Source organism: Nonomuraea sp. NPDC049784 (genome assembly GCF_040659615.1).
Taxonomy (GTDB): Bacteria; Actinomycetota; Actinomycetes; order Streptosporangiales; family Streptosporangiaceae; genus Nonomuraea.
Window position 1 is genome coordinate 1 of record NZ_JBFAMX010000210.1, and the last position, 16,338, is coordinate 16,338.

The 16,338-nt window shown below is 71.1% G+C and carries 17 protein-coding genes and 1 pseudogene; 11 read left to right on the forward strand and 7 right to left on the reverse strand.

The window, feature by feature from the left end; all coding sequences use genetic code 11:
- From AB0J09_RS33040 to AB0J09_RS33050, 3 genes and pseudogenes are all read right to left on the reverse strand, one after another.
- Positions 1–503 (reverse strand): annotated as a pseudogene (locus AB0J09_RS33040) (integrase); the annotation flags it as partial.
- A 150-nt stretch (positions 504–653) separates the two neighbouring features.
- A complete protein-coding gene (locus tag AB0J09_RS33045) occupies positions 654–782 on the reverse strand; it encodes a hypothetical protein (protein WP_360699422.1) in 129 nt (42 codons plus the stop codon).
- 160 nt (positions 783–942) lie between these two features.
- Positions 943–2,598 (reverse strand): acetolactate synthase large subunit, encoded by a 1,656-nt coding sequence (locus AB0J09_RS33050; protein WP_360699424.1) that lies wholly within the window; start codon positions 2,596–2,598, stop codon positions 943–945.
- Between the two features lie 164 nt (positions 2,599–2,762).
- On the opposite strand from AB0J09_RS33050, the gene AB0J09_RS33055 reads away from it, so the two are divergent.
- The gene (locus tag AB0J09_RS33055) at positions 2,763–3,497 is read left to right on the forward strand and encodes a BTAD domain-containing putative transcriptional regulator (protein WP_360699426.1); all 735 of its coding nucleotides are present in this window, start codon (positions 2,763–2,765) and stop codon (positions 3,495–3,497) included.
- A 90-nt stretch (positions 3,498–3,587) separates the two neighbouring features.
- Positions 3,588–3,929: a hypothetical protein gene (locus AB0J09_RS33060; RefSeq protein ID WP_360699428.1), complete on the forward strand. Its 342-nt coding sequence runs from the start codon at positions 3,588–3,590 to the stop codon at positions 3,927–3,929.
- Between the two features lie 58 nt (positions 3,930–3,987).
- Here the strand turns inward: AB0J09_RS33060 and AB0J09_RS33065 are convergent, their stop codons facing one another.
- Positions 3,988–5,166: a cysteine desulfurase-like protein gene (locus AB0J09_RS33065; protein ID WP_360699430.1), complete on the reverse strand. Its 1,179-nt coding sequence runs from the start codon at positions 5,164–5,166 to the stop codon at positions 3,988–3,990.
- A gap of 9 nt (positions 5,167–5,175) precedes the next feature.
- On the opposite strand from AB0J09_RS33065, the gene AB0J09_RS33070 reads away from it, so the two are divergent.
- The 5 genes from AB0J09_RS33070 to AB0J09_RS33090 all read left to right on the forward strand — a co-directional run bounded on the left by AB0J09_RS33070 (position 5,176) and on the right by AB0J09_RS33090 (position 9,711).
- Positions 5,176–6,216: a winged helix DNA-binding domain-containing protein gene (locus AB0J09_RS33070; RefSeq protein WP_360699432.1), complete on the forward strand. Its 1,041-nt coding sequence runs from the start codon at positions 5,176–5,178 to the stop codon at positions 6,214–6,216.
- Positions 6,217–6,276: 60 nt separating this feature from the next.
- A complete protein-coding gene (locus AB0J09_RS33075; RefSeq protein ID WP_360699434.1) occupies positions 6,277–7,365 on the forward strand; it encodes a winged helix DNA-binding domain-containing protein in 1,089 nt (362 codons plus the stop codon).
- Positions 7,332–7,655, forward strand: a complete 324-nt coding sequence (locus AB0J09_RS33080; protein ID WP_360699436.1) for a hypothetical protein — start codon at positions 7,332–7,334, stop codon at positions 7,653–7,655. Before AB0J09_RS33075 ends, AB0J09_RS33080 begins: the two co-directional genes overlap by 34 nt.
- Positions 7,656–7,815: 160 nt before the next feature.
- On the forward strand, positions 7,816–8,859 hold the full coding sequence (locus AB0J09_RS33085) for an RNA polymerase sigma factor (protein ID WP_360699438.1): 1,044 nt from the start codon (positions 7,816–7,818) through the stop codon (positions 8,857–8,859).
- Positions 8,860–8,949: 90 nt separating this feature from the next.
- Positions 8,950–9,711 (forward strand): class I SAM-dependent methyltransferase, encoded by a 762-nt coding sequence (locus AB0J09_RS33090; protein WP_360699440.1) that lies wholly within the window; start codon positions 8,950–8,952, stop codon positions 9,709–9,711.
- On the opposite strand, the gene AB0J09_RS33095 is transcribed toward AB0J09_RS33090, so the two are convergent.
- Positions 9,704–10,444, reverse strand: a complete 741-nt coding sequence (locus tag AB0J09_RS33095) for an alpha/beta hydrolase (protein WP_360699441.1) — start codon at positions 10,442–10,444, stop codon at positions 9,704–9,706. The genes AB0J09_RS33090 and AB0J09_RS33095 overlap by 8 nt on opposite strands.
- Positions 10,445–10,509: 65 nt before the next feature.
- Between AB0J09_RS33095 and add the strand changes: the two genes are divergently transcribed.
- Genes add through AB0J09_RS33110 form a run of 3 tightly spaced genes read left to right on the forward strand, consistent with a single transcriptional unit; the run spans position 10,510 to position 13,143 of the window.
- Positions 10,510–11,457 carry an adenosine deaminase gene (add, locus tag AB0J09_RS33100; protein ID WP_360699443.1) on the forward strand — a complete coding sequence of 316 codons (948 nt, stop codon included), beginning with the start codon at positions 10,510–10,512 and terminating at the stop codon, positions 11,455–11,457.
- The gene (locus tag AB0J09_RS33105; RefSeq protein WP_360699445.1) at positions 11,454–12,251 is read left to right on the forward strand and encodes a TIGR02569 family protein; all 798 of its coding nucleotides are present in this window, start codon (positions 11,454–11,456) and stop codon (positions 12,249–12,251) included. Before add ends, AB0J09_RS33105 begins: the two co-directional genes overlap by 4 nt.
- Positions 12,244–13,143: a phosphotransferase gene (locus tag AB0J09_RS33110; RefSeq protein ID WP_360699447.1), complete on the forward strand. Its 900-nt coding sequence runs from the start codon at positions 12,244–12,246 to the stop codon at positions 13,141–13,143. The genes AB0J09_RS33105 and AB0J09_RS33110 overlap by 8 nt, the downstream gene beginning before the upstream one ends.
- Before the next feature lie 6 nt (positions 13,144–13,149).
- On the opposite strand, the gene AB0J09_RS33115 is transcribed toward AB0J09_RS33110, so the two are convergent.
- Both AB0J09_RS33115 and AB0J09_RS33120 read right to left on the reverse strand, forming a co-directional pair.
- Positions 13,150–13,602: an NUDIX hydrolase gene (locus AB0J09_RS33115; protein ID WP_360699449.1), complete on the reverse strand. Its 453-nt coding sequence runs from the start codon at positions 13,600–13,602 to the stop codon at positions 13,150–13,152.
- A 45-nt stretch (positions 13,603–13,647) separates the two neighbouring features.
- Positions 13,648–14,658 carry a substrate-binding domain-containing protein gene (locus tag AB0J09_RS33120; protein WP_360699451.1) on the reverse strand — a complete coding sequence of 337 codons (1,011 nt, stop codon included), beginning with the start codon at positions 14,656–14,658 and terminating at the stop codon, positions 13,648–13,650.
- A 196-nt stretch (positions 14,659–14,854) separates the two neighbouring features.
- Here AB0J09_RS33120 and AB0J09_RS33125 point away from each other — a divergent pair.
- Positions 14,855–16,338, forward strand: a 1,484-nt coding sequence (locus AB0J09_RS33125; protein ID WP_360699453.1) for a glycoside hydrolase family 3 protein, incomplete at its 3' end; no start/stop codon positions are given.

The window sequence follows — 16,338 nt, forward strand, 5'->3', positions numbered from 1 at the left end:
GAGGCGCGGCGGCAGCCGGTGGAGTACAGGACGGCGATCACGGCCGCGTCCCGGACCCCGGCCGGCGAGTCGTCGCAGGCCGACAGGGCCGCTCCGACCACCTCGGGCGGCACGTGGTGCCCGGTGGGCAGGCGGCTCTGGCGTACCGGGGCCAGGTCGGAGGCGCGGGCGAAGTCCTCGGCGCTGGTCTGGCCCAGCCGCCACGCCTCCTTCAGCACCCGCCGCAGCGCGACCAGGTGCTTGTTCACGTAGGCCGCCGACCAGCCCTGGTCCGTGAGCATCGTACGGATGCGGACCGTGTGCTCGTACCTCAGCAAATGCCACGGCTGGCCCGCGCCCGTGGCGCTCTCGTCGCCGGTGAGCAACTTGGCCAGCCGGTCGAGGCAGCCGCGCATCGTGCGGCGCGACTCGGGGCTGGTGAGCGAGTCGAGATAGACGTGGTACGGGTCGCGCGCCGGCTCGACCGGCGGCGCCATCACCTCGGGGACGGCGGGCAGGCTCACCTTGCCGATCTTACGGCTCGCGCTCCGGGACTCGAGGAGCCGCCGCACCGGCAACCGCCGCGCCCGCACGCCGGACCTGGGACGACGCCGTCCGGACGCGCGGCCGGGACGCCGGGTCAACACGTGATCTACAAGATCTGAACGCGCCGTCTACCGGCCGTCGTCACTGTTGATCCAGGCCGCCAGAAGGGTCTGCCGGCCCACGTTGACGCGGAGCCGGTGGGAGCGCGGTGTGAGAACTCGTTGGACCCTGACGTCGGTGTCAGCGATGGCGGCCATGGCCTTGTCGTGCCTCGCCGTCCCGTCCTCGGGCGCGGTCCCAGGGCGGGGAGCGCAGGCCCGCACGGACGGCCGACCCGCTGCCCCAAGTGACCGAGGCCGAGGCGGCGCGGGCGGCTCGTGAGTCGGGGCGGCCTGTGGAGGTCCTCGGCCTGCGAGCTCAGAAGGGGCCGGTGAGCTCGCCCAGCTTGTCGGTCAGCTCCAGGTTCGCCGAGTAGTCGACCGGTACCGCGATCACCGACACCGCGTCGTCCGCCAGTGCCTTCCGCAGCGTCGGCAGCAGCTCGTCCGCGCTGGTGACCCGGTAGCCCCGTGCCCCGAAGCTCTCCGCGTACTTCACGAAGTCCGGGTTGCCGAACGCGACGTTGGAGGCACGCCCCAGCTCCAGGTCCATCTTCCACTCGATCAACCCGTACGCGTCGTCCACCCACACCAGCACCACGAACGGGATCCGCTCCCGCACGGCGGTTTCAAGCTCCTGCGAGTTCATCAGGAAGGCCCCGTCACCCGTCGCCGCCAGCACCTTGCGGTGCGGGAAGGCCAGCTTGGCCGCCAGCGCGCCCGGCACCGAGAAGCCCATCGACGACAGACCGTTGGAGACCAGCATCGTGTTCGGCTCGTACGTCGGGTACATGCGGGCCATCCACATCTTCACCGCCCCCGTGTCCGCCAGCACGATGTCCTCGCGCCCCATCGCCTCGCGGATGTCGGCCACCACCCGGCGCGGCGACATCGGGAACCCGCTCTCCGAGCGCCCCTGCTCCAACTCCTCCCGCACCATGCGGCGGATCTTCTCCCCGGTGCCGTTGATCTCGAAGCGCCGGTGCACGGCGTCGCCGAGCGCGTGCAGCGACCGCGAGATGTCCCCCTGGACGCCGACCGCCACCGGATAGTGGTCGTCCACCTCGGCCGGGAACTGGTGAATGTGGATGATCTTCTTGTCCCGCAGCGGGTTGATCTTGGCCGGGTCGAACTCCTGCAGCTCGTACCCCACGCTGATCAGCACGTCCGCCTCGTCGAACCCGAAGTTCACGTAGTCGTGCCGCATGAACCCCACCGCGCCCAGCGCGTGCCGGTGGTCGTCGGGGAAGACGCCCTTGCCGTTGAACGTGGTCGCCACCGGCAGCCCGAGCCGCTCCGAGAAGCGCACCAGCGCCTGCGCGGCCCCGGCGCGCGTGGCGCCGTGCCCGGCCAGCACGATCGGGCGGCGCGCGGCGGCCAGCACGTCGGCCGCGCGGGCGATCTGGGCGGGCGAGGGGTCCTGGGGACGTACCACGTTCAGGGGGAGCGGGCGCAGGCCGGCGGGCACCGGCGCCGACTCGACGTCCTCGGGGATGGCGAGGTAGACGGCGCCTGGGCGTTCGGTCTGGGCGGTCTTGAACGCCTTGCGGATCATCTCGGGCAGCGCCTGCGGCGACGGCACGAGCTCCGCCCACTTGGTGATCGGCCGGAACAACGACACCAGGTCCACCACCTGGTGCGACTCCTTGTAGATGCGGTCGAGCCCGACCTGCGCGGTGATCGCCACCACCGGGGTGCTGTTGGTGGTGGCGTCGGCCACGCCCAGCTGGAGGTTGATCGCGCCCGGGCCGAGCGTGGCCGAGGCCACCCCCGCCTTGCCGGTCAGCCTGCCGTAGATCTCGGCCATGAACGCCGCGGCCTGCTCGTGGCGTACGAGCACGTAGCGGATGGAGGAGTCCTGGAGCGCGTCGACGAAGTGGATGTTCTCCTCACCGGGGATGCCGAAGACGTACTTGACGCCTTCCGCCTCCAGTGCCTGCACGATGAGCCGGGCCGCGTCGGCCTGCGGGGACATGGGACACGCCTTCTTTCATGTACGACTTCGTCCCTGGAAGCACCGGACGACCGCCGTTCATTCCGGCGGCGGCCATTACCGGCTCCTGCCGGGCCCGGCAGGTATCGTGAGCACTGGCGCCCCAACCGTACGAGTCTGAGCCCGTACCACGAGGGGACCGGAAGATGGTGGAGAGCAGCCCGCGACCGTTCCGCCTCGCGCTTCTGGGGGGCTTCCGGCTGCTGGCCGGAGGCGAGCAGCTCACCGTCTCCAGCGGGTCCGAACGCCTGCTCGCGTTCCTCGCCATCAGCCGCAGGACGGTTCCCCGGAGCATGATGGCGACCACCCTCTGGCCCGACACGCCGGAGAAGCGCGCGCAGGCCAACCTGCGTTCCGCGCTGGCCCGCCTCGACGGCGTCGGGCGGCGGATGCTGGAGGTCGGAGCGACCGAGATAGGGCTGTGCCCGGAGGCCGGCGTGGACTTCGACGAGGCCCGGTCGCTGGCGCGGCGCCTGCTCGACCCGGCCGCCGAGCTCGAGGAGGCCGAGGTCAGCGTGCAGTCCGTCGAGGTGCTGTCCGACGGCCTGCTGCCCGGCTGGTACGAGGAATGGGTCCTCGGCGCCGCGGACGAGTGGCATCAGTTGCGGCTGCACGCGCTGGAGGCGCTGTCGGCGATCTTCGTCCGGCAGGAGCGGTTCGCCGAGGCGGTGACGGCCGCGAGCGTGGCCGCGCACGCCGACCCTTTGCGGGAAAGCGCCTGCGCCGCGCTTATCGAGGCCCATCTCGCGGAGGGTAACCAGGCGGAGGCTCTGCGCCACTTCCAGCTGTACGAGCGAAACCTCCACAGCGAGCTCGAGCTACAGCCGACTCCCCGATTGTGCGACCTGGTCGCGGGTCTGCGCTCGGCGCGCGACCGCTGAGCCGGGCCGGTGACGCGCCCGTCACGCCGCCGTCACGGCGTGGTGACACCGCCCCGGCCACGCTGTGTGGTGACAGGAAGGGAGACCAGGATGCCCATCAAGAAGAGCCTGATCCTGGCTGTTCCAGCACTTCTCGCCGCTGTCACGCTCGGACCGGTCGCGGCCTCGACGGCCTCGGCCACCCAGGCCCTCGCGGACACGACCGCGACGATCTCTCAGACGAGCACGCACGTCCAGCCGCCCAAGGAGAGGCAGAGGGAGAGGCAGCAGTACAAGCGCGGCCGGACTGCCGGCTTCACCGAGGGGCGAGCTGACTGCAGGGGCAAGATGCCGTACGACCTCCGGTCCAAGAACATGGGCACCGGCGTCTACCAGCACGGTTTCTCGGAGGGTTACAACTCGGGGTGGAAGCACTGCACCCCGACCCGGTAACCTCCGGTCCTAGACGGGACCCCACCCCGCCGCCGCCGGGTGGGGTCCCCCCCTTTTCTCATCCCAGGCGGGCCACCCCGTCGAGCAGCCGGTCCACGTCGGAGCGGTCGTTGTAGTGGACCAGGCCCGCGCGCACCGCCCCGCCCGAGTCGCGGATGCCGAGCGCGGCGGTCAGCTCCCAGGCGTAGCTGTGGCCGTTCCAGACGTTCACGCCGAGCCCGGCCAGGTGCTCGGCCACCTGGCGCGGGGGGTGCCCGGCCACGTTGAAGTAGGCCGTGGCGGTCCGCCTGGCCGGCTTGCCGTACACCGTGACGTGCGGCATCGTCTCCAGCCCTTCGAGCAGCACCGCGAACAGGCCCAGCTCGTGCTCCTCCGCCGCGGTCATCGAGGCCAGCAGGCGTTCGCGGCGGGTTCCCGCGCCGGGCACCATGGCGGCCAGGTGGTCCACGGCCGCCGCCACCCCGGCCAGGTCGGCGAAGGCCGCCGTCCCCGTCTCGAACCTGTTCGGCACCGTGTCAGACGAGGACGCCAGCTTGTCCGGCCTGACCGTCTCCAGCAGGGCCGGCTCGGCCACGACAGCGCCGATGTGCGGCCCCGACCACTTGTACGCGCTCGTGGCGTAGAAGTCGGCGCCGAGCGCGCGCATGTCCATCGGGCCGTGCGGGGTGGCGTGCACGCCGTCCACGTACATCAGCGCGCCCGCCCGGTGCGCCAGCTCGGCGATGGCGGGCACGTCAGGGCGGGTGCCGAGGATGTTGCTGGCCGCCGTCACCGCCACCAGCCTCGTGCGCTCGCCGATCAGCTCCGCGTACTGCTCGACCGGCAGCTCCCCGGTGACCGGGTCCACCTCCGCCCAGCGGACGGTGGCGCCGGTCTGGGTCCACGGGCGGACGTTCGCGTCGTGGTCGAGCCTGGAGACGACCACCTCGTCGCCCGGGCCCGCGATGGCCCTGGCCAGGCGGTAGGTCAGGGTGGTCATGTTCGGGCCGAGTATCACGCCGTCCGGGTGGCCGCCGACCAGGTCGGCCACGGCGGCGCGGCAGCCCGCCACGATGGCGTCGGAGCGGTGGCTGGCGGGGAAGGCGCCGCCCACGTTGCCGATGCCGGTCCGGTAGGCGGCGGAGATGGCGTCGATCACCGGCTGAGGGGTTTGCGTGCCGGCCGCGCCGTCGAGGTAGGCGAAGCCGTCGGCCAGGGCCGGATAGAGGGAACGTACCGATTCGATAGGGAAGGGCATGATAGGTAGATGCTCACCCTCAGGGACCTCAACCGGGCCACTTTGGCTCGCCAGTACCTTCTCGACCGGCACAAGGGTGGCGTGGCGGACATCGTGCATCGCCTGGTCGGACTGCAGGCGCAGGAGCCGCGGCCCCCGTACCTCGGCGTGTGGTCCAGGCTGGAGGGTTTCGCGCGTGACGACCTGCACGGGGCGCTGCACGCGCGCACGCTGGTGCGGGCCACGATGTGGCGAGCCACGCTGCACCTGGTGACGGCCGCCGATTTCGCCGCGTTCCGGCCGGTGCTGGAGCCCGTGCTGGCCGCCGCCGCGCGCCGCTTCGACGGGCTCGACTTCGACGCGGTGGTGGCCGCCGCCGACCGGCTGCTGGCCGCGGGGCCGATGACCTTCAACGAGCTGCGGCCCAGGCTGCTGGAGGAGTTCCCCGGCGAGTACGACCGGGCGCTCGGGTACGCCGTGCGCATGCTCACCCCGCTGATCATGGTGCCGACCGAGGACCGGTGGAGCTTCCCGCGCGAGTCCGCCTTCGGCCTGCCCGGCATCCCCCCGTCACCCGCCGGCGTGGAGACGCTGATCGAGCGCTACCTCGCCGCGTTCGGCCCGGCCACGCCCGCCGACGTGCAGACCTGGTCCGGGCTGGGCGGCCTCAAGCGGATCATGTCCGGCATGGACCTGGAAAGGCTTGAGGACTTCACGGGGAGGGAGCTGTACGACCTGCCGGACGCGCCCAGGCCGGACGGCGCAGTGCCCGCGCCCGTGCGGTTCCTGCCCGACTTCGACACGCTGATCCTGGGCCACGCCGACCGGACCCGCGTGCTCGCCGAGGAGTACAAGGGCCTGGTCGCCACCAAGAACCTCCGGGTCAAGGCGGTCTACCTGGTGGACGGCTTCGCGGCCGGGACGTGGCAGATCAAGCGCACGGCCAAGCGGGCCAAGCTGCTCATCAGCCCGTTCACCTCGACCTCGCTGGACCTGCTCGAGGAGGAGGGGCTGCGGCTGCTGGCCTTCGCCGAGCCCGACGCGGCCCCGTCACTCGAAGTCGTGGACTGATCCCGGCTGAGCTGTGCAACGCGGAAGGATCCTTGCCGCATTAGTTCGTACGCTCCTCGCATGATCCTCAACCGCCGGGTCCTCGCCCGCACCACGCTCGACCGCCAGCTTCTGCTCCGCCGCTCGCCCCTTTCCCCGCTGGAGGCCATTGAGCGCCTGGTCGCGCTACAGGGGCAGGAGATCGACGCGCCGTACATCGGGCTGTGGTCGCGCCTGGCCTCCTTCACCCAGCCGGACCTGGCTGCCCTGCTGTACGGGAAGCAGGTGGTGCGGGGGTCGTTGCTGCGCGGGACCCAGCATCTGGCGCTGGCCGGCGACTATCTGTGGATCCGGCCGCTGGTGCAGGTGGTGCTCTCGCGTAGCAGGCAGGCGGCGTTCGGGCGGGTGATGCGGGACGTTGATCTCGACGAGCTGGTCGGGCTCGCCCGCAAGCACCTGGCCGGGCGCACGCTCACCCGGCCCCAGCTGCGCGACCTGCTGCACGAGCGGTGGCCCTCGGTGGATCCGGCGGTGCTGGGGTGGTCGGCGCAGGCACTGGTGCCGGTCGTGCACACTCCGCCGAACGGCATCTGGGGTACGGGCGGGGCCACGCCGTTCACGCTCGCGGAGGAGTGGCTCGGGCGGTCGCTGGAGGCGTCGCCGCCCGTGGAGCGGCTGGTGGTGCGGTATCTGGCGGCATTCGGGCCGGCGAGCGTCATGGATGTGCAGATGTGGTCGGGGTTGACGCGGCTGCGGTCGGCGATGGAAGCGATGCCGTTTTTACGGAAATTTCATGACATCGAGGGACGCATCCTTTATGACCTGCCTGATGCCCCGTGCGCCGCTGAGGACGTGCCCGCTCCCGTACGCTTCCTGCCCTGGTTCGACAACCTCATCGTCGCCTTCCACGACCGCAGCCGCCTCATGACCCCCTCACAGCGCAAGGAGATCTGCGTGGGAGCGGTCATCTACCCAACCTTCCTCGTCGACGGAACTGTCGATGGCATGTGGGACCTTAAGAACGGCGCGCTGACCATCGAGCCCTTCCACCCGCTGTCCGACGGCGTGATGGAGGAGCTGGCGGCGGAGGGGGCGCGCCTGATGGCGTTCGCGGGTGTCGAGGAAGGGAGCATCGCATGGCTACCGCCCAGGAGCTCTACGACGACCTGATCATGGAGCACCTCGCCCGGCCCGAGGTGAGCCTGGGGCGCATGTTCCACGCCGAGGGTCTCAAGGTCAACGGCAAGGTCTATGCGTTCTTCTCCAAAACCAAGGGCGGGGTTGTGCTCAAGCTCCCGGCCGCGCGGGCGGGGGAGCTGGTGAGGGAGGGGACCGCCGAGGTGATGGTGATGGGGGCGCGGCGGATGCGGGAGTGGGTGGCACTGCGGGTGCCGGACGAGGACGTCTGGCGCCGCCTGCTGACGGAGGCCGCCGCCTACGTGGGGTCGTTACGCCGCTGACGTGCCCGTAGAGGCGCAGCTGGTCAGCGGTTGGCGTAATCGCCGATGGCGGGAATCACGACCCGGTCGAAGCCACGTTCTATGAACAGTTGGGTAGCGTGGTCAGAGACGGTCTCGCACGGTCTCCCGCTTTCTCGTCCCTCCAAACCCAAAGGTGGCGATGGCCAAGGCCCCAAGTTTCAGGTCCGACCCAAGTTCAAAGCGTCGTGTGTCCAAAGCGAGCGAGGAGAGTGTTTTGTCCGAAGCAGCAGAGGTTCTCGAACTCGACGACAACGTCGCCGACGGTGGCACGGCCGTCGGCGCCGACTCGGTCAAGGCATACCTCAAGGAGATCGGGCGCGTGCCGCTGCTCACCGCCGAGCAGGAGATCGAGCTGGCCAAGCGCATCGAGGCCGGGCTGTTCGCCAGGGAGCGGCTCGAGACGGAGCCGGGCCTGCCCGCCGAGCTGCGCGCCGATCTGGAGTGGATCGCCGACGACGGCGAGCGGGCCAAGCGCCGCATGCTGGAGGCCAACCTGCGGCTGGTCGTCTCCATCGCCAAGCGTTACACCGGCCGCGGCATGCTCTTCCTCGACCTGATCCAGGAGGGCAACCTGGGCCTGATCCGGACGATCGAGAAGTTCGACTACCGGCTCGGCTACAAGTTCTCGACGTACGCGACGTGGTGGATCAAGCAGGCCATCACCAGGGCCATGGCCGACCAGGCCCGCACGATCCGGATCCCTGTGCACATGGTCGAGCTGATCAACAAGGTGGCGCGGGTGGAGCGCCGGCTGCAGAGCGACCTGGGCCGCGAGCCCACGCCGGAGGAGATCGCCAAGGAGACCGAGCTCGAGGTCGACCGGGTCATCGAGGTCCAGGGCTACGGCCGTGAGCCGATCTCCCTGAGCATGCCGCTGGGCGAGGAAGGCGACAGCGAGTTCGGCGACCTCATCGAGGACACCGAGGCCGTCTCCCCGGCCGACGCGGTCTCGTTCACCCTGCTCCAGCAGCAGCTGCACGCCCTGCTCGACCAGCTCTCCGAGCGCGAGGCAGGCGTGATCAGCATGCGGTACGGCCTGGCCGACGGCAAGCCGAGGACGCTCGACGAGATCGGCCGCGTCTATGGCGTCACCCGCGAGCGCATCCGGCAGATCGAGGCCAAGACCATGTCCAAGCTCCGCCACCCCTCTCGCTCCCTGGCGCTGCGCGACTACCTGAGCTGAACCCCCTGTCAGAAAGGCTACGCAAACGGAAACTCAAGACTGTTGCCATGGGCAGGTGGAGGGCCATGCGCGGCGTCTAGATTCCGAGACGTGAAACGCTCCCGTTCGAGCCTCGTCCACCAGGTCGGTTACGCGGTCAAGAACCCGGACAAGATCGCGCCCCATCTGCGGCGGCTGGCGCGCGACACGTGGTTCCGGCTGCGTACGCGTGACCACATCGCCTACTACCGGGCCGTCATGAAGTCCGACACCGCGCGCGATCCCAAGGGCGCGGTCGGCTCACACACCCACAAACGGTGGCTGGCGCTGGGCCGCATGCAGTTCGACTACCTGGTCGGGCACGGGCTCAAGCCGGAATGCCGGATGCTGGAGATCGGGTGCGGCAACCTGCGGGCCGGGCGGCTGTTCATCGACTACCTGCACAGCGGAAACTACTACGGCATCGACATCTCGCCCGACATCCTCATGGCCGCTCAGGACACGATCGCCCAGCATGGGCTGCGCGACAAGCTGCCTCATCTCACGCCCGTACGGGATCTGCGGTTCGCGTTCCTGCCCGACGAGCACTTCGACGTCGTGCACGCGCACAGCGTCTTCTCCCACTCGCCGCTGCACGTCATCGAGGAGTGCTTCGCCCACGTGGGGCGGATCATGAAGCCGGGCGGGTGGTTCGACTTCACCTTCGACCGGACCGAGGGGAACGAGCACCACGTGCTGCGGGAGGACTTCTACTACCGCACCGAGACGCTGGTGGCCCTGGCCGGGAGGTACGGGCTGGGGGCGACCTTCATGGAGGACTGGGAGCGGGGGCCGCACAAGCAGTCGAAGATCCGCATCACCAAGATCAGCTGACGGAGGCCCAGAAGGCTTCCAGCCGCGCCGCGCCCGCCGCCGGGTCCTGGAGCATCCACCAGTGTCCAAGCCCCGGAAGGGCGGCCACCGCGGCGCCCGCCCTGGACGCGCTCTCGTGTGCCAGGTCCCGCACCAGGAACGGGTCGTCCGAGGGGGCCAGGACCAGGCCGGGCGCGGGGATGTCCGCGAACGCCGGCGACCACTCCTCCCCGACGCGCAGGGCCGACCGGTAGAGGGCCAGGATGCTGTCCGCCATCACCTGGTCCGCGGCGGACGCCATCCGCAGGGCGTGCTCGTGCGGAATGCCGAAGCCCTCGAACACCTTGGCCTGCTCCTCCACGGGCGTGGCCAGCTGCTGCTCGAAGAACGCCTCCCCGGCCCCCGGCGTCTGCCAGAGCTTGGCCAGGTCGTGCCACTCGAAGCCGGGGTGTCCGATGCCGGCGGCGTCGCTCGCCCAGGAACGCACGAGCTCGGGGCGGATGCTGACGAGGCGCACCACCAGGCCGCCGCCCCAGTCGTGGCCGACCAGGTCGATCTCGTCGCCCGCCATCGACTCCAGCTCGCCGGCCAGCCAGGCGACGTACTCCTCCTTCGTGGAAGTGAAACTATCGGGCCTGGGGCAGCCGAAGCCGGGCAGCGCGAGGGCGCGCACGTCCCTGCGGCTCAGGGCCGCGCGGAGGGGATCCCAGACGGCGGCCGTCTCGGGAACGCCGTGGACCAGAACCAGGGTCATTCCCCAACCGTATGCCGCGAATATCCGAATGCATATGACAGGGGCCTCCCTTTAGTGTGTCGGGAGTGAGAGACGTACGGGCGTTGCCCAAGGCCCACCTGCACGTACACCTGGAGAGCACCGTACGGCCCGAGACCGTGCGCGACCTGGGCGGCACGCCCGAGCGCAGCGAGCTGTTCGCCAGCTTCAGAGAGTTCGGCGACGAGCGGGCGCGGGTGCGGGAGTTGCTGCGCACGGCCGAGCACTTCCGGCGGATCGCGGTGGAGTTCTGCGAGGACGAGGCCGCCCAGGGCACCCGGTACGTGGAGGTGACCTTCACCGCCGCCGCCCACGGCGAGCGGGTGGGGGAGCCGGAGATGCCGCTGGAGGCCGTGCTCGACGGGCTGGCCGAGGGCGAGGCACGGTACGGGATCGAGTGCCGGGTACTGCTCGACCACTCCAGGCGGCGGCCGGTGGAGCGGCTGTGGCGGACGTTCAAGCTGGCCGGCCGCTACGACCGGGTGATCGGCATGGGGCTGGCCGGTGACGAGGCGTACCCGCTGGCGCCGTTCGCGGAGGTCTTCGAGGCGGCCAGGGACGCCGGGCTGCACCTGGTGCACCACGCGGGCGAGGCGGCCGGCGCCGCCAGCATCCGCGAGGCGCTCGACCTCGGGCAGGCCGAGCGGCTCGGCCACGGGATCCGGGTGCTGGAGGACGACGCGCTGGTGGCCGAGGTGCGTGAGCGCGGGATCCCGCTGGAGGTCTGTCCCACCTCCAACGTCCTGCTCGGGCTCGTCCCCTCGCTGCCCGAGCACCCGCTGCCCCGGCTGCGCGAGGCGGGGCTGGCGGTCACGATCAACACGGACGGGGAGACGGAGCTGGCCGGCGAGTACGCCCGGATGCGGGAGGTGTTCGGGTACGGGGATGAGGAGCTGGCGGAGCTGGCCCGGGCCTCGATCGACGCGTCGTTCGCTTCCGAAGGGCTCAAAGCCCGGCTCAGGGCGGACGTGGATGCCTGGCTCGACTCCCCGTGACCGGCACCCCGCCCCCGGCCGATGTCGTCGCGGCCTACGGTGTCGCGGGGGAGCCGGTCGACCTCGGTGGTGCGTGGCGGCCCGGCGCGCTGGTCTTCAAGCCCGTGGAGTTCCTGCCCGAGACGTTGTGGCGGGCCGACGTGCTCGACGCGCTGCCCGGCTCGTCCCGCTTCCGGATCGCCCGTCCCGTACGGGCCCAGGACGGCGCGTGGGTGACACAGGGCTGGGAGGCGTGCCGGTTCGTCCCCGGCGAGCCGGACGTCCGGCGGCAGGACGACGTGCTGCGCGCCGGCGCGGCCTTCCACAAGGTCATCAGCGGGCTGGAGCGGCCGGCGTACCTGGACCTGCGTGACAACCCGTGGTCCTACGGAGATCGCGTCGCATGGGAGGAGCTCCCCGTCCGGGCCGGCCCCGTGGGGCTGGAGTTGGTGGAGCCGCTGGTGCGGGCGCGCCGGCCGGTCGAGCCGCCGTCGCAGGCCGTGCACGGGGATCTGCTGGGCAACGTCTTGTTCGCCGACGGCCTGCCACCGGCGGTCATCGACTGGCCCGTCTACTGGCGGCCGCCGTTGTGGGCGGCGGCGGTCGCGGTCGCGGACGCGCTGTGCTGGTACGGCGCGTCGCCCGAGCTGGCCGCCCGCTGGTCGTACCTGCCGGAGTGGGGCCAGATGCTGGTGCGCGCCCTCATCTACCGGATCGTCACCCACGACGCGGCGACGTGGGCTCCCGGCCACGTCGCGGCCTACCGGCGGGTGATCGGGATCGCGCTCCCGTACGCGGAGGACGCCCATGGATGACCGGCTGCCCGAGCCCGTCCTGGCCTCTGTCCTGGGGCGGTCGGACGGGGTGGTGGTGACGTGCCGGAGCGAGCCGATCGGCGGGAGCTCGGGGGCGGTGACCGGGTCCGTGACCAGGTTGTCCGGCGTGGCCCGGTGCGGGGGTGAGGAGGTGCCGTTCACCGTGGTGCGCAAGGAGGTTCGCCCCCTGCGGTCCGGACGGCACGCCCCGTACGCCGGGGACCCCCGCCACTGGGCGTACCGGAGGCGCGAGCCCCTGGCGTACGCGAGCGGCCTGCTCCCCACCGGACCCGGGCTGGCCGCGCCGCGCTGTCACGGCGTCGTGGGCGACGTGCTGTACCTGGCCGACGTCGCGGGCAGCGGGCCCGAGCTGCCGGGGCGGGCGGCCCGCAGGCTCGGGGCCTGGCAGGCGGGCGCGACGCTGCCGGACGTGCCCTGGCTGGCCGGGCACCAGCTCGCCCAGCGGCTCGCGGCCGGCGAATGGACCCCCGTGGACGCCGACCCGCGCGTCGCCCGGCTGTGGCAGCGGCAGGACGAGCTGCTCGCGGAGCTGGCGCGGCTGCCCGTCGTCCTGACGCACGGCGACTTCTCGGCCGCGAACCTGGTGGCCCAGTCGGGCACCGGGGGCGGAACGACTGTGGCGCTCGACTGGGCCACGCTCGGTGCGGCTCCCGTCGGGGCGGACCTGGCGGCGCTGGCGCTGACCACGTTCGTGGATCCGGTGGAGGACTACCTGGCCGGGGCGGGCGGGCGGTTCGCGAGGGCGGACGTCGAGCTCGGCTACCGTGCGACGCTCGCGCTGACGGGGGCCGGGCGGGTGCACTGGATGTTGTCGCGCGGCATGCGGCTGCCCGACGGATACGAGGACTTCATCCTGTCCCGGGCACCATGACGCCGCCTAGGTCACCCTGCCGTTCCGGGGCCGTACGCGGTGGAGCTCGAGGCCGGCGTCCACCACCTCGGACCGTTCGAGGCCGGCCACCTGGTCGAGGGGCACCCACGCGGCCCGATCCGTGCTGCCGTTGACCTCGTGCCGCAGGACTCCGCCGGTGATGCGGCCCTCGTACACGATGCGCAGGCCGTGGAAGTCGGCTTCGCGGTCCTCGCCGCGGGGGTAGCGGCGGTGCAGGGTGCTCATGCCCAGCAGGGTCTCGATCGCCACCGTGTAGCCGGTCTCCTCCTCCACCTCGCGGATCGCGGCGTCCACGGGGTCCTCGGCGTGGTCGATGCCGCCGCCCGGGAGGGTCCAGACGCGCTCGCCGGTAGGGCTGACCCATCGCGCGAGGAGGATCTCGCCGTCGTCGATGCAGATGGCGTACGCGGACACGCGCAGCTCTTTGGTGATCATCATGTGACGACTATGGCGAGGGCGGCCGGAATCCACCAAGCCCGCTGTTCACGATCTGGGTCGCGTGCTGCTGGCCCGGACGATGAGGGTGGTGGCGAGCTCGATGCGCGTCCCCGCCGGGCCCCTCGGGTGGGTCAGCTCCTCCGAGATGAGCCGGACCGCTTCGTTGGCCATGTCGTCGAGCGGCTGGCGGACGGTGGTGAGCGGCGGCGACATCATCTCGCACAACGTCGAGTCGTCGAACCCCACCACCGACAGCTCGTCCGGCACTCGGATCCCGAGCTCGGTCGCGGCCTGGTAGACGCCCGCCGCCTGCAGATCCGACCCGGCGAAGATGGCGGTCGGCCGGTCTGGGCGGTCGAGCAGCTCGGCCCCGAACTCCTTGCCGCCCGAGATGAGGAAGTCGCCGTAACGGGTCAGCCCGGGATCGGGGTCGATCCCGAACGTACGGTGGGCCGCCAGATAACCCTCATACCGGTCGAGCGTGCACTGCGTGTCGAGCGGCCCGCCGATGAAGCCGATCCTCGTGTGCCCCAGCTCCAGCAGGTGGGTGGTGGCCATGACGCCGCCCGACCAGTTCGTGGCGCCGACGGTGGAGATGCGCGGATCGCGCTGGCCCACCGGGTCGAGCAGCACCAGAGGGACGTGCAGCAGCTCCTCGATGGCCGCGATCTCCTCCTGGTTGGCCCGCGACAGCACCAGCACGATCCCGTCGGTGCCGCGCTTGCGCACGATCCCGATCCAGCGCCGCAGGTCGAAGTCGGCCCGGAAGGACGAGGTCACCACGAGCGAGAAGCCCCACCGCGACGCCGCCTGCTCCGCCCCCCTGATCAGCACCTGGGCCCACGGCGAGCCGAGCCCGTCTATGAGCAGATCAACGAGGCCGACCCGGGGATTGCTCGGCGGGCGCGGAGCCTCGTAACCGAAGGCCCTGACCGCCTCGAGCACCTTGTCCCTGGTGGCGGCCGAGACGTGCTTCTTCCCGCTCAGGACCTTGGAGACCGTCGGCACGGACACCCCGGCGGCGGCCGCGACGTCGGCCAGCGTGGCTCGACCCACAGGACCTCCCAGACAACTTTCGGAAACTGCTGGAAACCGCAGGTTTCCTGCTGACCTGGGAGCATGCTGCTGCCCGATCAGTGCTGTTGACATCTCTGCGGGCCCGAGCCTAGCGTAACCCCTCGGCAATGTCACGGTAATCTTTCGGAAAGTATGCCAGAAACTTTCCGATCCACTAACCGCCGATCGAGGGTGTATGGAACGGGTCGAGGAACTGCTTGCGGACATGTCGCTCGACGAGAAGCTCGCTCAGCTCGTGGGCGTGTGGCTGAACGTCAACCGCGAGGAAGGCGTCGTCGCGCCATTGCAGGACTCGATGCAGGGCGAGGACGTCGAGTTCGAGGCGTTCGCGCGCCATGGCCTGGGTCAGATCACCCGCCACTACGGCACCAGGCCGGTCGACCCCGAGTGGGCGAGCACGGCGCTGGCCGCGCGGCAGCGCTGGCTCCGCGACCACACCCGGCTCGGCATTCCCGCGCTCGCCCATGAGGAGTGCCTGACCGGGCTGGCGGCCTGGCGGGCCACGACGTACCCGGTGCCGCCCGCGTGGGGCGCTTCGTTCGACCCCGAACTGGTCGAGCTGATGGGCGCCAGGATCGGGGCGAGCATGCGAACGCTCGGCGTGCACCAGGGCCTGGCCCCGGTGCTCGACGTGATCCGCGACCAGCGCTGGGGACGGGTCGAGGAGTGCATCTCCGAGGACCCGTACGAGGTCGCGACCATCGGTGCGGCCTACGTGCGCGGCGTGCAGTCCACGGGCGTGATCGCCACGCTGAAGCACTTCGTCGGCTACTCCAACTCCCGCGCCGGCCGCAACCTCGCACCCGTGCACGCCGGTGCCCGCGAGGTGGCCGACACGCTGCTGTTCCCGTTCGAGGTCGCGGTCAAGGACGCGCGGGCGGGCTCGGTCATGAACTCCTACGCCGAGATCGACGGCATCCCGATCGCCGCAGACCCGTACTACCTCACCCGAATCCTCCGGGACGAATGGGGCTTCGAGGGCACCGTCGTCGCCGACTACTTCGCGGTCGCCTTCCTGCACACGCTGCACGCCGTGGCCTCCGGCGCCGAGGACGCGGCCGTGCAGGCGCTCACGGCGGGCATCGACGTCGAGCTGCCCACCGGGGTCGCGTACCTGGAGCCGCTGAAGCAGGCGGTCACCGAAGGCAGGATCGACGAGGCCCTCGTCGACCGGGCGCTGCGCCGCGTACTGCTGCAGAAGGCCCGGCTCGGCCTGCTGGACGACGGCTACGAGCCCGAGCCGTCCGGGCCGGTGGACCTCGACGACCCCGAGTCCCGCGACCTGGCCAGGCGCCTGGCCGAGGAGTCGATCGTGCTGCTCACGAACGACGGCGTGCTCCCGCTCGGCGACGCCGCGGGCAAGACCGTTGCCGTGATCGGCCCGAACGCCGACAGCGTCACCGCCCTGTTCGGCTGCTACTCGTTCGTCAACCATGTCCTGCCGCACTTCCCCGGGGTCGAGTCCGGCATCGCCGCGCCCACGCTCCTCTACGCGCTGCGCGAGGAGCTGCCCGGCGCGACGATCCAGGTCGCGCGGGGCACGGGCGTGGACGACGGTGACCGTACGGGCATCGCCGCGGCAGCGCGCCTGGCAGAGGAGTCGGATCTCGCGATCCTCGTGCTCGGCGACCGCTCGGGGCTGTTCGGCCGCGGCACGTC

Bases quoted from the DNA above. Each gene is read 5' to 3' on its own strand.
- AB0J09_RS33045 (WP_360699422.1), bottom strand. From the start codon at position 782: ATGGCCGCCATCGCTGACACCGACGTCAGGGTCCAACGAGTTCTCACA.
- AB0J09_RS33050 (WP_360699424.1), bottom strand. From the start codon at position 2,598: ATGTCCCCGCAGGCCGACGCGGCCCGGCTCATCGTGCAGGCACTGGAG.
- AB0J09_RS33055 (WP_360699426.1), top strand. From the start codon at position 2,763: ATGGTGGAGAGCAGCCCGCGACCGTTCCGCCTCGCGCTTCTGGGGGGC.
- AB0J09_RS33060 (WP_360699428.1), top strand. From the start codon at position 3,588: ATGCCCATCAAGAAGAGCCTGATCCTGGCTGTTCCAGCACTTCTCGCC.
- AB0J09_RS33065 (WP_360699430.1), bottom strand. From the start codon at position 5,166: ATGCCCTTCCCTATCGAATCGGTACGTTCCCTCTATCCGGCCCTGGCC.
- AB0J09_RS33070 (WP_360699432.1), top strand. From the start codon at position 5,176: ATGCTCACCCTCAGGGACCTCAACCGGGCCACTTTGGCTCGCCAGTAC.
- AB0J09_RS33075 (WP_360699434.1), top strand. From the start codon at position 6,277: ATGATCCTCAACCGCCGGGTCCTCGCCCGCACCACGCTCGACCGCCAG.
- AB0J09_RS33080 (WP_360699436.1), top strand. From the start codon at position 7,332: ATGGCTACCGCCCAGGAGCTCTACGACGACCTGATCATGGAGCACCTC.
- AB0J09_RS33085 (WP_360699438.1), top strand. From the start codon at position 7,816: ATGGCCAAGGCCCCAAGTTTCAGGTCCGACCCAAGTTCAAAGCGTCGT.
- AB0J09_RS33095 (WP_360699441.1), bottom strand. From the start codon at position 10,444: ATGACCCTGGTTCTGGTCCACGGCGTTCCCGAGACGGCCGCCGTCTGG.
- AB0J09_RS33110 (WP_360699447.1), top strand. From the start codon at position 12,244: ATGGATGACCGGCTGCCCGAGCCCGTCCTGGCCTCTGTCCTGGGGCGG.
- AB0J09_RS33115 (WP_360699449.1), bottom strand. From the start codon at position 13,602: ATGATGATCACCAAAGAGCTGCGCGTGTCCGCGTACGCCATCTGCATC.